Genomic DNA, 15,582 nt, shown 5'->3' with positions numbered 1-15,582 from the left:
TACACAGTCCTCTGTGCACAGACACCTGTGCATTGCGGCAACCCGGCGTCTCCCTCCGGGGGTTAACCCCACCCTCACAAAGGGGAGTTGGACAGTCCTGGGTCGGGCGAGGGTGGGAAGACGGGAGAAGGGGAGGGCCAGGAGCCGGGTTCAGGGCCGGGTTCGGAGACCTGCCACCCCCTGAACGCGATCGGCCCCCCGTGCGCCCACCGCATTCGGTTCCCCGCCCCCACCCCCAAGGCTCAGAACCCCTCGTCCCCCAGACCCTCCGTGGCCTCCCCCTCTTCCTCCAGCGCCTGGCGAACCACGCGCAGCGCCATCCCCTCGGAGTAGCCCTTGCGGGCGAGCATGCCCGCAAGACGTCGCAGCCGCTTGTCGCGGTCGAGACCGCGCGTGGAACGGAGCTTGCGCGCGACGAGCTCACGCGCCGTCGCCTCTTCCTGCTCGGAGTCGAGCTGCCCGACGGCCTCGTCGATCAGCGTCGAGTCCACGCCCTTGGTCCGCAGCTCCCGCGCGAGCGCCCGCCGGGCCAGACCCCGGCCGTGGTGCCGGGACTCCACCCAGGCGTCCGCGAAGGCACCGTCGTTGATCAGCCCGACCTCCTCGAACCGTGACAGCACCTCGTCCGCCACATCGTCGGGGATCTCACGCTTGCGCAACGCGTCCGCGAGCTGTTTCCGCGTGCGCGGGGTCCCGGTGAGCAGGCGCAGACAGATCGCCCGCGCCCGCTCAGCCGGGTCCCCTGGGGGCTCCCCCTTCTCGGCCCTCGACGAGGAAGGAGTGCCTCCGTCCTGTGGGTCGTCGGACGGCTCACCGAAACCGCCACGCCTCCGACGCCCTCGTCCACCTCGCGGCCCCCCGTCGCCGCGCCCCCTGTCGCCGCGCCGCCCACCGCCACGGCGCGATCCACCGTCCATAGAACCGTGACCGTCCGTCAGGCCGTCACCTTCACCGTCGCCCGCCGGACCGTCACCGCCGTACGGATCCCCGCCATGAAACCCTTCGGGGCCATACGTGCCACCGGAGTACGCGGAGGAGCCGCCGTGCGTCTCGTCCCCGTACGGCCCGTCCCCGCCGTGCGCTCTTTCACCGTCTCCGGCCGAGTCGCCGTTCCCCCCGTGCCCCTGCCCCCGCGGGGGACGGGGTAGGCGTACTCGGCCCAGTCGGTTCGTCGCGTCATGGACTAGCTCTTGGCCGCCGCGGCCTTGGACTTGGTGGCCTTGGCCGCCGGAGCGGGCACCGTCTTCGCGGCCTCGTCCGAGGCGGTCGAGACCGCCGCGTCCGCGCCCGGCTCGGCGGTGGGCTCCGTCGGCCTCACACCGACGCCCAGCTTCTCCAGGATCTTCTTCTCGATCTCGTTGGCGAGGTCGGGGTTGTCCTTCAGGAAGTTGCGCGCGTTCTCCTTGCCCTGGCCGAGCTGGTCGCCCTCGTACGTGTACCAGGCGCCGGCCTTGCGGACGAAGCCGTGCTCCACGCCCATGTCGATCAGACCGCCCTCGCGGCTGATGCCGTGCCCGTAGAGGATGTCGAACTCGGCCTGCTTGAAGGGCGGCGCGACCTTGTTCTTGACGACCTTGACGCGGGTGCGGTTGCCGACCGCGTCGGTGCCGTCCTTCAGCGTCTCGATGCGGCGGATGTCGAGTCGCACCGAGGCGTAGAACTTCAGCGCCCGGCCACCCGTCGTGGTCTCCGGGGAGCCGAACATCACGCCGATCTTCTCGCGCAGCTGGTTGATGAAGATCGCGGTGGTCTTCGACTGGTTGAGCGCGCTGGTGATCTTCCGCAGGGCCTGGCTCATCAGACGGGCCTGCAGACCCACGTGCGAGTCGCCCATCTCGCCCTCGATCTCCGCGCGCGGCACCAGGGCGGCGACGGAGTCGATGACGATCAGGTCGAGCGCGCCGGAGCGGACGAGCATGTCCACGATTTCCAGCGCCTGCTCGCCGTTGTCCGGCTGGGACAGGATCAGGTTGTCGATGTCGACGCCGAGCTTCTTCGCGTACTCGGGGTCGAGGGCGTGCTCGGCGTCCACGAAGGCCACCTGACCGCCGGCCTTCTGCGCGTTCGCCACCGCGTGCAGCGTCAGCGTCGTCTTACCGGAGGACTCCGGGCCGTACACCTCCACCACTCGGCCGCGCGGCAGGCCGCCGACACCGAGGGCCACGTCGAGCGCGGTCGACCCGGTGGGGATGACCTCGATGGGCTCGTTCGGCCGCTCGCCCAGGCGCATCACCGCGCCCTTGCCGAATTGCCGTTCAATCTGTGCGAGCGCGGCGTCGAGCGCCTTCTCGCGGTCCGTACCTGCCATGGGTTCCACCCGATTTGCTTGAGTCGATCGCTTCACGTCAAAGACGCTAACGCCTGCCACTGACAATGCGCCCCGACGCCCGTCCAGCCTGTGGATAACTCGGGTACATCTCTGTGAAAACCCTGCCGAAATCCCCGCCGAGAGCCCAGCCGGAGATTCCATGAGAATGGATGTTCGATTTTGGTGTCAAGCGCACCATGCGGCACCTCCGAGCCTACGTTCGCGGACCGACAACGACCGGGATCCCCGCCTACTCCCCAGGGCGTACCACCGAAGTCTTCGGCCGTACGACGACCTCAGGGCCCTGGCCGCCGAAGCTTGGACCTCATGGAGAGCCACAGCGGAACCCCCGATCCCGCCGTGACCACCGCCGTCGCCCCACCGGCACGACCGTCTCCGGTGCGCTCCGGGTGGCGTGGGGCGTGGCGCGGAGTGCGTCCCACCGAGCGGCTCTGCCATGTGACCGGCGCCGTGCTGGTGCTCTCCGGGCTGGCGCATCTGGTCGTCTTCGCCGTGGACGGCGGCCCCTGGGACGGGCCCGTCTCCTGGCGCAAGCCCGTCACGTTCGGGCTCTCCTTCGGGCTGACGCTGATCGCGATCACATGGGTCACGTCGTATCTGCGGGTCGGAACGCGTCTGCGCTCGGCGCTGCTCGTCGTGTTCGCCGCCGACTGTGTCGTGGAGGTGGGCGGGATCACCCTTCAGGCGTGGCGCCGGGTGCCCTCGCACCTCAACATGGAGACCGGCTTCGACACGGCGGTGTCGATGACGCTCGCGGTGGGCGGCGGGGTTCTCGTGGTGCTGCTCACCGTGTTCGCGGTGGCCTCCTTCCAAAACCGGCCCACGGGCCCTCTGGGGATGCCGCTCGCGCTGCGCTCCGGGTTCGCGATCCTGCTCGTCGCGCTGGCGTCGGGCGCCGCGATGATCGCGCGCGGGGTCGTCCTCACCCGCACCGGTCACCAGGAGGCGGCGTACCACTCGACGGCCCCGCTCAAGCCGCTGCACGGAGTGAGCCTGCACGCCGTGCTGGTCCTGCCCGCACTGGCCTGGCTGCTGTCGCACACACCATGGAGCGACCGGACACGGCAGCGGGTCATCCAGGCGGCGGTCGGCTGCTACGCGGCGGCGGTCCTGGGCGCCGGAGTGTGGGCGGCCCTCACCTGGTGAACCCCGGTGAACCTCATCGGCCTCATCGGGCGAGCAGTTCCCGCAGACGGGTGCGGAAGGAGGGCGACCTCCTGGTCCGGTGGCCGTGCACCCGGGGGTCGTCCGTGACGTCGTACCGCTTCACATAGGCCCCCAGGAAGGCCTGGAGAGTGGCGACCGCGGGGATGGCGATCAGGGCGCCGACGGCCCCGAGGAGGGCCGTGCCCGCGATGACCGAGCCGAAGGCGACCGCCGGGTGGATGTCCACGGTCTTGGCGGTCAGCTTGGGCTGCAGTACGTAGTTCTCGAACTGCTGGTAGACCACGACGAAGATCAGCACCCACAGCGCGTACCAGGGGTCGATGGTGAAGGCGATCAGCATCGGCAGGGCGCCTGCGAGATACGTACCGATGGTGGGGATGAACTGCGAGACCAGACCCACCCAGACGGCGAGCACGGGCGCGTAGGGCACGCCCAGGGCCTGCAGCAGGATGTAGTGCGCGACGCCGGAGATCAGCGCCATCAGACCGCGCGAGTACAGATAGCCGCCGGTCTTGTCGACGGCTATCTCCCACGCGCGCAGCACCTCGGCCTGTCGCGCGGGCGGCAGCACCGAGCACAACGCGCGCCGCAGCCGGGGCCCGTCGGCCGCGAAGTAGAACGAGAACAGCGTGATCGTCAGCAGCTTGAAGAGACCGCCGAGCACCTGCGCGGACACGTCCAGGACGCCGGTCGCGCTGTTCTGCACGTACTTCCGCAGCCAGTCGGAGTGCACCAGGCTGTCCTGGACGTCCACCCGTCTCACGTGGGTGTGGAAGCTCGAGTTGATCCAGTTGATCACCGAGTCCAGGTACTCGGGGAAGCCCTCGATCATCTTGATGATCTGACCCGCGAGCATCGAGCCGAGCAGCGTGACGAATCCGGCCGTCGCGATCAGCAGACCGAAGAAGACGAGGAAGGTGGCCAGCCCCCGGCGCATACCGTACGAGGCCATCCAGCTCACCGCGGGCTCGATGGCGAGCGCCAGGAAGAACGCGATCAGAATGTTGATCAACAGCCCGATGAGCTGGTGGAACGCCCAACTGCCCAGTTGGAACAGGGCGACGAGGGTGAGTGCGAGCACCATCGCGCGCGGCAGCCAGCGCGGCATGCGCGCGCCCTGCCCGGAGGCGTCCCCGCCCGGGGGCGAAGGGGGCGGCGTCGTGCCGAAGGGGGATGTCTGCTGGTCGACCTGCGCGGTCTCGTCTGTCGGGGCCACGGGGCAAGTGTCGCCGACTCCACCGACAATCTGTGCCCCGCCCCGGATCTTCGGGGTTCGTCAGCGGTTCTCGTACGGAACGTTCATGGTCGCGCACACCACGCGCCACACGTCCTTGGCCTCCCAGCCGGCGTTCAGCGCCTCGTTCACGGTCCGTCCGCCGAGCTCCGTCATCACATGATCGCGCGCGAAGGTGTCGGCGTACGCCTCACCGAAGTGATCCGCCATCCGCTGCCAGAAGACCGTCAACCGCATGACTCCAGTATCCCGCCCCTGAGAGTGGGCCCGGGCCGGGACCCCTTGCCGAGACCGCTTTCCGTCCTACGGTCTGAGACATGGCCGAATCAGGAGCATCCCCACTCCCCCCGACGCCCCCGGCGCACACCCCGCTCTCGCGCGCCGAGCACTTCATCTGGCTCACCGCACGCGTGCTGGAGCAGCGCCGTTTCGCGTACCACTTCCTGGACAGCGACGTCGGCGCGGCCGACGCGGTGGAGACCGCGCTGGCCGCCTACCGCAACGACGACGAGGGATATGGTCACGCGCTCGAACCCGATCTCCGCGGCCCGGTCAGCCAGCCGCTGCACACCGGGCACGCGCTGCGCGTCCTGGACTCGATCGGGCGGTGCGGCGGACAGCGCGTGGAGCGCGTGTGCCGCTACTTGACCTCGGTGTCGACGGCGGACGGCGCACTGCCGGCCATCCATCCCAGTCAGCGTGGCTACCCGCACGCTCCTTTCGTGCCCGTCGTCGACGACCCGCCGAGTGAACTCCTCGCCACCGGCCCCGTGGTGGGCCTGCTGCACCGCAACGAGGTGTGGCACGCCTGGCTGTTCCGGGCCACCGACTTCTGCTGGCGGGCGGTCGAGTCCCTGGACAAGTCCCACCCGTACGAGATCGAGGCGGCCGTGGCCTTCCTGGACTGGGCCCCCGACCGCCCGCGCGCGGAGGCCGCCGCCGACCGGCTGGGCCGTCTGGTGCGCGAGCACCGGCTCGCGGCACTGGACCCGGCACACCTGGAGGCGTTTCCGGTGGCGCCCGGATACGCGCCGGACGAGCACCACTTCCCGCACGACTACGCGAAGGCCCCGGGGTCGCTCGCGCGCGCATGGTTCACCGACGAGGAGATGGCGCGCTCACTCGACTTCCTGGCGGGCGAGCAGCGTGAGGACGGCGGCTGGCCGATCCGCTGGCGCCAGTGGGCACCGGGTACCGCCCTGGAGTGCCGCCCCATGGTGACGATCGAGGCCCTGCGCACCCTACGGGCGTACGGACGGCCCATCGGTTGAGCGCCCCCGACGGTTCCCGGCCCGCACACACGCGTGCGGGCCGCCCGCGTACCGGGCGTCAGCCTGTCAGCGCCCGCACTCCCGCCGTCACGACCACGGCCGCGCCGACCACGAGCAGGAAGGGGGCGCGCAGGAGCAGGGCGACGGCGGCCGCGGCGAGTCCTGCGACCCTCGCGTCCACGACCAGGACGGGCCCGTCGGCGAAGGTCTGCTGAGCCGTGAGCGCGGCCAGGAGGGCGACGGGCAGCAGAGCGGCGAGGCGCTTGACGAGCGGCCGCTCCAGGACGCCGTCGGGGACCAGCAGGCCGATGAGCTTGACGGCGTAGCAGCCGACGGCGGTCGCCCCGATCGCGATCCAGATGTTCAACGGTCGTCCCTCGGTGCGTCGTTGTCGGCCTTCATACGACCGGCGGACTTCGGAGCGCGTCGCCCCTCCATGTAGAGGGCGGCGGGAGCGGCCAGCGCCGCCACCAGGACGGGGACTCCTGCGGGCAGCACCGGCAGCAGACCGAGCCCCAGAAGAACCGCGGCACCGGCGACCGCGCGCTCCGTGGTGGTCTTCAGCATCGGTGCGAGCAGCGCGAGGAAGACGGCGGGCCCGGCGGCGTCCAGCCCCCACGCGTCGGTGTCCCCGATGGCCTCGGCCCCGACGGCGCCCAGCAGCGTGGTGAGGTTCCACAGCACGTACAGGGTGAGCCCGGTGACGGTGAAGCCGATCCGGACACTGCGGCGGGAGGGCTGGGCGAGCGCGACGGCCGTGGTCTCGTCGATGACCCACTGCGCGGCGAACGGACGCACCGCGCGCGGGAGGGCCAGCAGTTGTGACAGCCGCAGTCCGTAGAACGCGTTGCGCACCCCGAGGAAGAACGCGCCCGCGGCCGCCGTGAGCGGGTTGCCGCCGCCTGCGAGCGCGCCCACGAGCGCGAACTGCGAGGCACCGGTGAACACCAGGAGGCTGAGCGCGCAGGTCTGCAGCACGGTGAGCCCGCTGCCGGCCGAGGTCACTCCGAAGGCGAACCCGGACAGTCCGACGGCGACCCCGACTCCCAGGGCGTCCCGAACGACGGCCGCGTCGGGTTTTCCGCCGCCTTCTTCACTGCGTATGTCTGCGAGAGTTGTCTGTTCTGCCACACCCCGGACGGTAGGTGCGGCCGCCCGTCGACGTCTTGTACGTTCTTGCGCTCGCGCTGGTAGGCGCCCGGAGGCACGCCCACGATCCGGGTGAAGTGACGATTGAGATGGGGCTGGTCGGTGAAGCCGACGGCGACGGCCGCCTCGGCGGGCGCGGAACCGGCATCCAGGAGGTGGCGTGCCCGGCGTACCCGGGCGTCGGTCAGCCAGGTGTGGGGCGGCATGCCGTAGGTCTCGCGGAACGCGCGCAGCAGGGCGAACGGGCTGGTGCCGAGGTCGGCGGCGAGCCGTTCCAGGGTCGGAGGCTCGGCCATCCGCTCCTCCAGCACGGCACGCGCGCGTGCGGCGACACGGGCGCCCGCGGTGTGCACACCCCGCTGCGGCAGCGGACCGCCGTTCAGGCGCAGCAGCCGGGTCACCGCAACCCGGAGCAGCGTGTCGGCCGCGAGCGCGTTGCCCTCCTCCGCGGCCCGAAGCACTTCGTGAACCAGACCCGCCGCGTACGGATCGTCGAGCACCGGGCTGACGAATCCGGGGGTGCCACGAATCGTGGTGATCTCCGCGGCGATCTCCGCCACCAGCTCGGGCGAGGGGTACACCGCCCCGTACCGCCAACCCTCGGGAACACCCGCCCGGCCCGTGTGCGGGGTGTCGGGGTTGACCAGCGCGAGCGCGCCCGGACCCGCGTACTGGTCGGCGCCGCCGTGGTGGAAGACCTCGACACCGTCGGAGATGGCGGCGATCACGAAGTTCTCGTGGGTGTGCCGCACAAATATCTTCTCGACGAACCGCGCCCGCAGCAGATCGACACCCGGCAGCTCCGCGTACCGCCAGTGCCGCGCCCGCTCCTGCCCCGAACCTGCCACCCATTCATTCTCCGGCATGACACCACGGACGACCGGCTCGGGTGGTGCACCCCCACGCCGCCGTCGGCCGCCCACGGCGGCGAGGGGTCGTGTCGGGGGGCGCCCGCAGCGGCTGGCGCGTCAACGCCGCCAAGTCGGTGATCGACCGATTCCGCGCCTGCCCGAGGACGGATACCCCCGGCGCGGCCCCGCCCCGTCACCGAGCCGCAGGCGTCCCACTAGGCCACCGGCCACATTTCCGCAGGTCAGAGCGATTGTCAGTGGCGGGGTGCAGGATGGACGCATGGTCAGCTCCGCACACCGAGCCCTGGACGGCTTCTCACCCGCGACCCGCGGCTGGTTCACGGGGGCCTTCTCCGCGCCCACCGCGGCCCAGGCCGGCGCGTGGAAGGCCATCGGCGAGGGCTCGGACGTGCTGGTGGTCGCCCCGACCGGCTCCGGCAAGACCCTGGCCGCGTTCCTCGCCGCACTCGACCAGCTGGCCTCGACCCCGCCCCCGGCCGACCCCAGGAAGCGCTGCCGTGTGCTGTACGTATCGCCGCTCAAGGCCCTCGCGGTGGACGTGGAGCGGAATCTGCGCAGCCCTCTGACCGGCATCCGGCAGGAGTCGGTGCGCCTCGGGCTGCCCGAGCCCGAGGTGAAGGTCGGCATCCGCTCCGGCGACACCCCCGCCGCCGAGCGCCGCGCGCTGGCCACCCGCCCGCCGGACATCCTGATCACGACCCCCGAGTCGCTGTTCCTGATGCTGACGTCGGCGACGCGCGACGCGCTGACCGGTATCGAGACGGTGATCCTGGACGAGGTGCACGCGGTCGCGGGCACCAAGCGCGGCGCCCATCTCGCGCTGACCCTGGAGCGCCTCGACGAGCTGCTGCCCAGGCCGGCGCGCCGCATCGGCCTCTCCGCGACGGTACGTCCGGTGGACGAGGTGGCGCGCTATCTCTCGCCCCGCCGCAAGGTGGAGATCGTCCAACCGCCGTCGGGCAAGGAATTCGACCTCTCCGTGGTCGTCCCGGTCGAGGACCTGGGCGAGCTCGGCGGCTCCCCGGTCGCCGACGGCGGCGAGGGCGCGGAGAAGCCCTCCATCTGGCCCCATGTCGAGGAGCGGATCGCCGACCTCGTCCAGTCCCACCGCTCCACGATCGTGTTCGCCAACTCCCGCCGCCTGGCGGAGCGCCTGTGCAACCGGCTGAACGAGATCGCGTACGAGCGGGCAACGGGCGAACCCCTCGCGGAGGCGCACGCCCCGGCCCAGCTGATGGGGGGCTCCGGCGCGGCCCAGGGGGCGCCGCCCGTCATCGCGAGGGCCCACCACGGCTCGGTCTCCAAGGAACAGCGGGCCCTGGTCGAGGAGGACCTGAAGGCGGGGCGCCTGCCCGCCGTGGTCGCCACCTCCAGCCTCGAACTCGGCATCGACATGGGCGCGGTCGACCTCGTCGTCCAGGTCGAGTCACCGCCCTCCGTGGCCTCCGGCCTCCAGCGCGTGGGCCGCGCGGGCCACCAGGTCGGCGCGGTGTCCACCGGCGTCGTCTTCCCCAAGTACCGCGGCGACCTGGTCCAGGCGGCGGTGGTCACCGAGCGGATGCGCACCGGCTCCATCGAGTCCCTGCGGGTCCCCGCCAACCCCTTGGACGTGCTGGCGCAGCAGCTCGTCGCCATGACCGCACTCGACACCTGGCAGGTCGACGACCTGCTCGCCACGGTCCGCCGGGCGGCGCCCTTCGCCTCGCTGCCGGAGTCGGCGTTCACGGCCGTGCTCGACATGCTCGCGGGCCGCTATCCGTCCGACGCCTTCGCGGAGCTCAGGCCCCGCGTGGTGTGGGACCGCGTCGCGGGTACGATCACGGGCCGCCCCGGCGCTCAGCGCCTCGCCGTCACCTCCGGCGGGACCATCCCCGACCGCGGGCTGTTCGGGGTCTTCCTCGCGGGATCCGACCCCAAGAAGGGCGGCGGCCGGGTCGGTGAGCTCGACGAGGAGATGGTCTACGAGTCCCGCGTCGGGGACGTCTTCACGCTCGGCACGAGTTCCTGGCGCATCGAGGACATCACCCGCGACCGCGTCCTGGTCTCCCCCGCCCCCGGTGTCCCGGGCCGGCTCCCCTTCTGGAAGGGCGACCAGCTCGGCCGCCCTCTCGAACTCGGCCGGGCGGTCGGCGCGTTCCTCCGCGAGGTGGGCTCGCTCCCCAAGGACGACGCCCGCCTGCGGCTGCTGGCCGCGGGACTGGACGCCTGGGCCGCCGACAACGTGCTGTCGTACCTCACCGAACAGCGCGAGGCGTGCGGGCACGTCCCGGACGACCGCACGATCGTCGTCGAGCGGTTCCGTGACGAACTGGGCGACTGGCGGGTGGTCGTGCACTCTCCCTTCGGCGCCCAGGTGCACGCCCCCTGGGCCCTCGCGCTGGGCGCCCGGCTCTCCGAGCGCTACGGCATGGACGCCCAGGTCATGCACGCCGACGACGGCATCGTGCTGCGCCTGCCCGACGCCGACGTGATGAGCCTGGACCTGCTCGACCAGGAGCCCATGAAGCTGGGCACGGAGTACGACACGGAGCAGGCGCCCGTCGGCGCGGCGGACGTCGCCTTCGACAAGGGCGAGGTCGACCAGATCGTCACCGACCAGGTGGGCGGCTCGGCACTGTTCGCGGCCCGGTTCCGCGAGTGCGCGGCCCGCGCGCTGCTGCTGCCGCGCCGCAGCCCGGGAAAGCGCACCCCGCTGTGGCAGCAGCGGCAGCGCGCCGCCCAACTTCTCCAGGTGGCCAGCGAGTTCGGATCGTTCCCGATCGTCCTGGAGGCGGTCCGCGAATGCCTCCAGGACGTCTTCGACGTTCCCGGGCTCACCGAGCTGATGGGCGACATCGAGTCCCGCAAGGTGCGGCTCGTCGAGGTCACCACGCCCGAGCCCTCCCCCTTCGCCCGCTCCCTCCTGTTCGGATACGTCGCCCAGTTCCTGTACGAGGGCGACTCCCCGCTCGCCGAGCGGCGCGCCGCCGCCCTGTCCCTGGACTCCCGCCTGCTGGCCGAGCTCCTGGGCCAGGCCGAGCTGCGCGAGCTGCTCGACGCCGAGGTCCTGGCCGAGCTGGAGCGGGAGCTCCAGTGGCGCACCGAGGACCGCCGGGTCAAGGACGCCGAAGGCGTCGCCGACCTGCTGCGCCTGCTGGGCCCGCTCACGGATGCCGACCTGGCCGAGCGCGGCGCCGAGCCGCAGTGGGCCAAGGAACTGGCCTCCGCCCGCCGCGCCATCAAGGTCCGTATCGCCGGCGCCGACCACTGGGCGGCCATCGAGGACGCCGGCCGCCTGCGGGACGCTTTGGGCACGGCGCTGCCCGTCGGCGTCCCCGAGGCCTTCACGGAGCCGGTCAAGGACCCCCTCGGCGACCTCCTCGCGCGCTACGCCCGCACCCACGGCCCGTTCACCTCCACCACCGCCGCCGCCCGCTTCGGTCTCGGCACGGCCGTCACGGACGGAGCACTGCAACGCCTCGCGGCGAACGGCCGCGTCGTCCAGGGGGAGTTCCATCCGGCGGGCATCGGCCAGGAGTGGTGCGACGCGGCCGTGCTGCGCAGACTCCGGCGCCGTTCGCTCGCGGCCCTGCGCCACGAGGTGGAGCCGGTCCCGCCCGCCGCGCTCGCACAGTTCCTGCCGCAGTGGCAGCACGTCGACAGCGGGCACGGTCTGCGCGGCATCGACGGACTGGTGCGCGCCATCGAGCAGTTGCAGGGCGCCTCGGTGCCCGCCTCCGCCCTGGAGAAGCTTGTCCTGCCCTCCCGCGTCTCCGGTTACGCCCCCGCGCTGCTCGACGAACTCACGGCCGCCGGAGAGGTGGTCTGGGCCGGGGCCGGGGCGCTGCCGGGCAAGGACGGCTGGGTCTCGCTCTATCTCGCGGACGCGGCCCCGCTGCTCCTCCCGGACCCGAACCCCCTGGAGCTGACCGCCCTGCACCAGTCGGTGCTGGACGCCCTCTCCGGGGGCTACGGCCTGTTCTTCCGCCAGATCACCGACCAGGTCCGCGCCACCACCCACCCCGACGCCACCGATCCCCAACTCGCCGACACGGTCTGGGACCTGGCCTGGTCCGGTCGGCTCACGAACGACACGCTCGCACCGATGCGTGCGCTCCTGGGTTCGGGTCGCACCGCCGGGTCCACGGCGCACCGCGCCAAACGCACGGTGCCGCGCGGCCGCTACGGCTCCCTGACCGGCGCCGCACGCCCCCAGTCCCGTACGGGCCCGCCGACGGTGGCCGGCCGCTGGTCGCTGCTGCCCGCCCGGGAGCCCGACGCCACCGTGCGCGCCCACGCCCTGGCCCGCACGCTGCTCGACCGGCACGGCGTGGTGACCCGGGGCGCCGTCGCCGCGGAAGGGGTCGAGGGCGGCTTCTCCGCCGTGTACCGCATCCTGTCCGCCTTCGAGGACAGCGGCCAGGCCCGCCGGGGTTATGTGGTGGAAGGACTGGGTGCCGCCCAGTTCGCGATGGACGGAGCGGTGGACCGCCTGCGCGCGGCGGCGAACGCACGGGACCGGGGCGAATCCCTGACCGCCCAGGAACCCCGGGACAGCTTCCCGGCGCCGACCGGTTTCCCGGACACTCCCGGCCGCTCCCACTCCAACGGATTCCCCGTCGGCCGCGACCCCGCGCACACCAACGACTTCCTCGACGGCCACGACGATCCCGCGCACACCCACGCCTTCCCCGACGACCTCGACCTCGACGCGACGAGCCCCCCGGGCTTCCCCGAGACCGAGGACTCCGCCTTCGCCGGCAACCACGGCTTCGCGAGCGACGCCGCGCTCTCCCCCAACCGGTTCCGAGCCCGTTCCTCGTCCCGGTCCACCTCCCAGGCCGTGGTCCTGGCCGCCGCCGACCCCGCGAACGCCTACGGCGCGGCCCTTTCCTGGCCCGAGCCCCCCACCGGCGCCGGGCACAAGCCGGGCCGCAAGGCGGGCTCCCTGGTGGTGCTCGTCGACGGCGAGCTGACGCTGTACATGGAGCGCGGCGGCAAGACCCTGCTGGCCTGGCCCTCGGACCCGGACGGCTCGATCATGGACGACGCCCGTCTGCGTGTCGCCGCCGAAGCCCTCGCCGCGGCCGCCCTCGCGGGCTCCCTCGGCACGGTCACGGTGGAGCGCGTCAACGGCGCCTCCGCCCTGACATCACCGTTCGGCACCCTCCTGGAAGGTGCCGGCTTCATCGCGACCCCCCGCGGCCTGCGCCTGCGCGCCTGAACACCCCACCCACACGCACCCCACATACCCGCATCCCACCTGACGCCGCCCCCACCCCGCCGCACCCCACCCCACTCGTGCCACCCTGGAACCCATGCCCGAAGGAGACACCGTCTGGCAAGCCGCGAGGCGGCTGCACACCGCCCTCGCGGGCAACGTGCTGACCCGCTCCGATCTGCGGGTGCCCAAGTACGCCACCGCCGACCTCACCGGCCGCGCCGTCCTGGACGTCACCCCGCGCGGCAAGCACCTCCTGACCCGGATCGAGGGCGGCCTGACCCTGCACTCGCATCTGCGGATGGACGGCTCCTGGAAGGTGTACGAGAACGGCCGGCGCTGGAGCGGCGGCCCCGCCCACCAGATCCGGGCCATCCTCGGCACCGCGGACCGCACGGCCGTCGGCTACCGGCTCCCCGTCCTGGAGTTGCTCCGCACCGCGGACGAGGACCGCGCCGTCGGCCACCTCGGCCCCGACCTCCTCGGCCCGGACTGGAACCCCGACAGCGCCTTGGAGAACCTCCTCCAAGACCCCGCCCGCTCCCTCGGCGAGGCCCTCCTCGACCAGCGCAACCTCGCCGGGATCGGCAATGTCTACAAGAGCGAGCTGTGCTTCCTCCTCCGGGTCACCCCCTGGCTGCCCATCGGTGAGCTTCCCGCCGACCGTGCCACCCTGCTCCCGCCCCTGGCCAAGAAGCTCCTGGAGACCAACCGCGACCGCCCGACCCGCATCACCACCGGCCGCCGCGACCAGAACCTCTTCGTGTACGGCCGCGCACCCCGCCCCTGTCTGCGCTGTGGCACCTCGATCCGCCGGGCCGACCAGGGCGACGGCTCCCGAGAGCGCCCCACGTACTGGTGTCCGACGTGCCAGACGGGCCCGACTCCGCCCCTGGGCCGTATCCCGCCCTCCGAGCGCCGGCCCCTCCCGTAGACCACCCGCCGCACAACTACCCGCCGTACGACCAACTCCTTGCCGTACAACTAATTGACGGCCCGTCAGAAACCCTCGTACCGTCCCTTCATGCCCGTCAAGGCGTACGACCTCACCGGACGCACCGCATTCGTCACCGGCGCCGCCAGCGGGATCGGCCGCGCGTCAGCCGTCCTGCTGGCGGAGGCGGGAGCCGCCGTCCACTGCGCGGACCGGGACCCGCAGGGCCTGCACGAGACGGCGACCCTCATCAAGGCCCAGGGCGGTACGGCCCACACACATCCGCTCGACGTCGGCGACCGTGCGCAACTCCGACAGGCCGTCGCGTCCTGCGAACGGCTCGACGTCATGGCGGCGGTCGCCGGGATCATGCACAGCAGCCCGGTCCTGGAGACCCGGGACGAGGACCTCGACCGCGTACTGGGCGTCAACTTCAAGGGCGTGCTGTACGCCTGCCAGGAGGCCGCCCTCCTCATGATCGAGAAGAGCGTCCGCGGGAGCATCATCACGATGGCGTCCGGCGCCATCGACACCGGCGGCCCCGGCCTGCTCTGCTACGGCGCGTCGAAGGCGGCCGTCGTGCAGCTGACGAAGACCCTGGCGACCGAGATCGGCCCGCACGGCATCCGTGTCAACGCGGTCGCGCCCGGCTGGACACGTACGCCGATGACCGACCGTCACGGGGACGCCCAGGCGCGCACGGAAGCGGTCATGGCCCGGCTGTCGCCACTCGGCCGGGTCGGCGAACCCGAGGACATCGCCCACGCCGTGCTGCACCTGGCCTCCGACGCTTCGGCGTTCACGACGGGGCAGATCCTGCGCCCGAACGGCGGCGTAGCGATGCCTTGGTAGCCCCCAGCAGCACCTCCACGCCGCCCCCAGCAACCCCAGCGGCACCCCCACGCCGCCACCCCCGGGCATCCGCCCTGCGGCGTCTCCCCTCTGCACCCGCCCCCGCTGAGCCCAGCCCCCTCCCGCACCGAGCCCCAGGCACCACGCGCCCCCCAACGCGCCGCACCCGTCCCCCGCCCCTTCCACCAAGCGCCCCGCCCCTACGAAGCCCCCGGCTCGCGCTCCCGACGCGCCCCACGCCGTAGCCACCCCTCCCGCCGCCCGTGCGCCCCGGCGTCGGCGCGCACGACCTCCGCCTTCGGCACACAGTGCACCGGTAGCAGGCTCAACCCCCATCCCCCGGCCACGACCGCCCCTTCCAGCGCCCCGGCATCGGGCGCCAGCGCGAGCCGGAGGACGCCCCACCACCACAGCGCACCGAGCCCCAGCACTGCCCCCCAGCGCCCTATCCGCCCTGCCATGGTGTCCACCTCCAGCCCGAAGCTAGACCCGCGCTCTCACCCACCGGCAGGGCGCACCAACGGCACAGAGGCGCACCCAAGGCACATCCGAAGCCGACCATGGCGCCCCGCGG

The 15,582-nt window shown here is 72.3% G+C and carries 12 protein-coding genes and 1 pseudogene; 5 read left to right on the top strand and 8 right to left on the bottom strand.

Going from position 1 to position 15,582, the window contains the following annotated elements:
- Positions 1-242 precede the first annotated feature (242 nt).
- Positions 243-1,180, bottom strand: a pseudogene (recX, locus tag AAFF41_RS34250) (recombination regulator RecX).
- Positions 1,181-1,183: 3 nt separating this feature from the next.
- Positions 1,184-2,308 carry a recombinase RecA gene (gene recA / locus AAFF41_RS34245; RefSeq protein WP_060897132.1) on the bottom strand — a complete coding sequence of 375 codons (1,125 nt, stop codon included), beginning with the start codon at positions 2,306-2,308 and terminating at the stop codon, positions 1,184-1,186.
- A gap of 327 nt (positions 2,309-2,635) precedes the next feature.
- Between recA and AAFF41_RS34240 the strand changes: the two genes are divergently transcribed.
- Positions 2,636-3,475: a hypothetical protein gene (locus tag AAFF41_RS34240; protein ID WP_319748396.1), complete on the top strand. Its 840-nt coding sequence runs from the start codon at positions 2,636-2,638 to the stop codon at positions 3,473-3,475.
- A 22-nt stretch (positions 3,476-3,497) separates the two neighbouring features.
- Here AAFF41_RS34240 and AAFF41_RS34235 read toward each other — a convergent pair whose 3' ends face one another.
- Positions 3,498-4,712: an AI-2E family transporter gene (locus tag AAFF41_RS34235; RefSeq protein ID WP_319748395.1), complete on the bottom strand. Its 1,215-nt coding sequence runs from the start codon at positions 4,710-4,712 to the stop codon at positions 3,498-3,500.
- A 60-nt stretch (positions 4,713-4,772) separates the two neighbouring features.
- The gene (locus tag AAFF41_RS34230; RefSeq protein WP_319748394.1) at positions 4,773-4,967 is read right to left on the bottom strand and encodes a DUF3046 domain-containing protein; all 195 of its coding nucleotides are present in this window, start codon (positions 4,965-4,967) and stop codon (positions 4,773-4,775) included.
- Positions 4,968-5,047: 80 nt separating this feature from the next.
- On the opposite strand from AAFF41_RS34230, the gene AAFF41_RS34225 reads away from it, so the two are divergent.
- Positions 5,048-6,001, top strand: a complete 954-nt coding sequence (locus AAFF41_RS34225; RefSeq protein WP_319748393.1) for a hypothetical protein — start codon at positions 5,048-5,050, stop codon at positions 5,999-6,001.
- A 58-nt stretch (positions 6,002-6,059) separates the two neighbouring features.
- Here the strand turns inward: AAFF41_RS34225 and AAFF41_RS34220 are convergent, their stop codons facing one another.
- Genes AAFF41_RS34220 through AAFF41_RS34210 form a run of 3 tightly spaced genes read right to left on the bottom strand, consistent with a single transcriptional unit; the run spans position 6,060 to position 7,998 of the window.
- Complete coding sequence (locus tag AAFF41_RS34220) at positions 6,060-6,368, bottom strand: AzlD domain-containing protein (protein ID WP_319748392.1); 309 nt, start codon at positions 6,366-6,368, stop codon at positions 6,060-6,062.
- Positions 6,365-7,105: an AzlC family ABC transporter permease gene (locus tag AAFF41_RS34215; protein ID WP_319748602.1), complete on the bottom strand. Its 741-nt coding sequence runs from the start codon at positions 7,103-7,105 to the stop codon at positions 6,365-6,367. The genes AAFF41_RS34220 and AAFF41_RS34215 overlap by 4 nt, the downstream gene beginning before the upstream one ends.
- Positions 7,003-7,998, bottom strand: coding sequence for an AraC family transcriptional regulator (locus AAFF41_RS34210; RefSeq protein ID WP_319748391.1), 996 nt, complete (start codon positions 7,996-7,998; stop codon positions 7,003-7,005). The genes AAFF41_RS34215 and AAFF41_RS34210 overlap by 103 nt, the downstream gene beginning before the upstream one ends.
- 283 nt (positions 7,999-8,281) lie before the next feature.
- Here AAFF41_RS34210 and AAFF41_RS34205 point away from each other — a divergent pair, with 283 nt between their 5' ends.
- The 3 genes from AAFF41_RS34205 to AAFF41_RS34195 all read left to right on the top strand — a co-directional run bounded on the left by AAFF41_RS34205 (position 8,282) and on the right by AAFF41_RS34195 (position 15,008).
- Positions 8,282-13,225 carry an ATP-dependent helicase gene (locus AAFF41_RS34205; protein WP_343325141.1) on the top strand — a complete coding sequence of 1,648 codons (4,944 nt, stop codon included), beginning with the start codon at positions 8,282-8,284 and terminating at the stop codon, positions 13,223-13,225.
- Between the two features lie 94 nt (positions 13,226-13,319).
- Positions 13,320-14,156: a DNA-formamidopyrimidine glycosylase family protein gene (locus tag AAFF41_RS34200; protein ID WP_343325140.1), complete on the top strand. Its 837-nt coding sequence runs from the start codon at positions 13,320-13,322 to the stop codon at positions 14,154-14,156.
- 90 nt (positions 14,157-14,246) lie between these two features.
- Positions 14,247-15,008 carry an SDR family NAD(P)-dependent oxidoreductase gene (locus AAFF41_RS34195; RefSeq protein WP_319748388.1) on the top strand — a complete coding sequence of 254 codons (762 nt, stop codon included), beginning with the start codon at positions 14,247-14,249 and terminating at the stop codon, positions 15,006-15,008.
- A gap of 200 nt (positions 15,009-15,208) precedes the next feature.
- On the opposite strand, the gene AAFF41_RS34190 is transcribed toward AAFF41_RS34195, so the two are convergent.
- Positions 15,209-15,469 carry a hypothetical protein gene (locus AAFF41_RS34190; RefSeq protein WP_319748387.1) on the bottom strand — a complete coding sequence of 87 codons (261 nt, stop codon included), beginning with the start codon at positions 15,467-15,469 and terminating at the stop codon, positions 15,209-15,211.
- Positions 15,470-15,582: the final 113 nt, after the last annotated feature.

Origin of the sequence: Streptomyces mirabilis (assembly GCF_039503195.1) — a bacterium.
Taxonomy (GTDB): Bacteria; Actinomycetota; Actinomycetes; order Streptomycetales; family Streptomycetaceae; genus Streptomyces; species Streptomyces mirabilis_D.
Note: the sequence above shows the minus strand (reverse complement) of the source record. Positions and strands in the feature narration are given on the sequence as shown.

Coding starts and splice junctions, on each gene's coding strand:
- recA (WP_060897132.1), bottom strand. CDS start 2,308: ATGGCAGGTACGGACCGCGAGAAGGCGCTCGACGCCGCGCTCGCACAG.
- AAFF41_RS34200 (WP_343325140.1), top strand. CDS start 13,320: ATGCCCGAAGGAGACACCGTCTGGCAAGCCGCGAGGCGGCTGCACACC.
- AAFF41_RS34240 (WP_319748396.1), top strand. CDS start 2,636: ATGGAGAGCCACAGCGGAACCCCCGATCCCGCCGTGACCACCGCCGTC.
- AAFF41_RS34195 (WP_319748388.1), top strand. CDS start 14,247: ATGCCCGTCAAGGCGTACGACCTCACCGGACGCACCGCATTCGTCACC.
- AAFF41_RS34190 (WP_319748387.1), bottom strand. CDS start 15,469: ATGGCAGGGCGGATAGGGCGCTGGGGGGCAGTGCTGGGGCTCGGTGCG.
- AAFF41_RS34205 (WP_343325141.1), top strand. CDS start 8,282: ATGGTCAGCTCCGCACACCGAGCCCTGGACGGCTTCTCACCCGCGACC.
- AAFF41_RS34225 (WP_319748393.1), top strand. CDS start 5,048: ATGGCCGAATCAGGAGCATCCCCACTCCCCCCGACGCCCCCGGCGCAC.
- AAFF41_RS34230 (WP_319748394.1), bottom strand. CDS start 4,967: ATGCGGTTGACGGTCTTCTGGCAGCGGATGGCGGATCACTTCGGTGAG.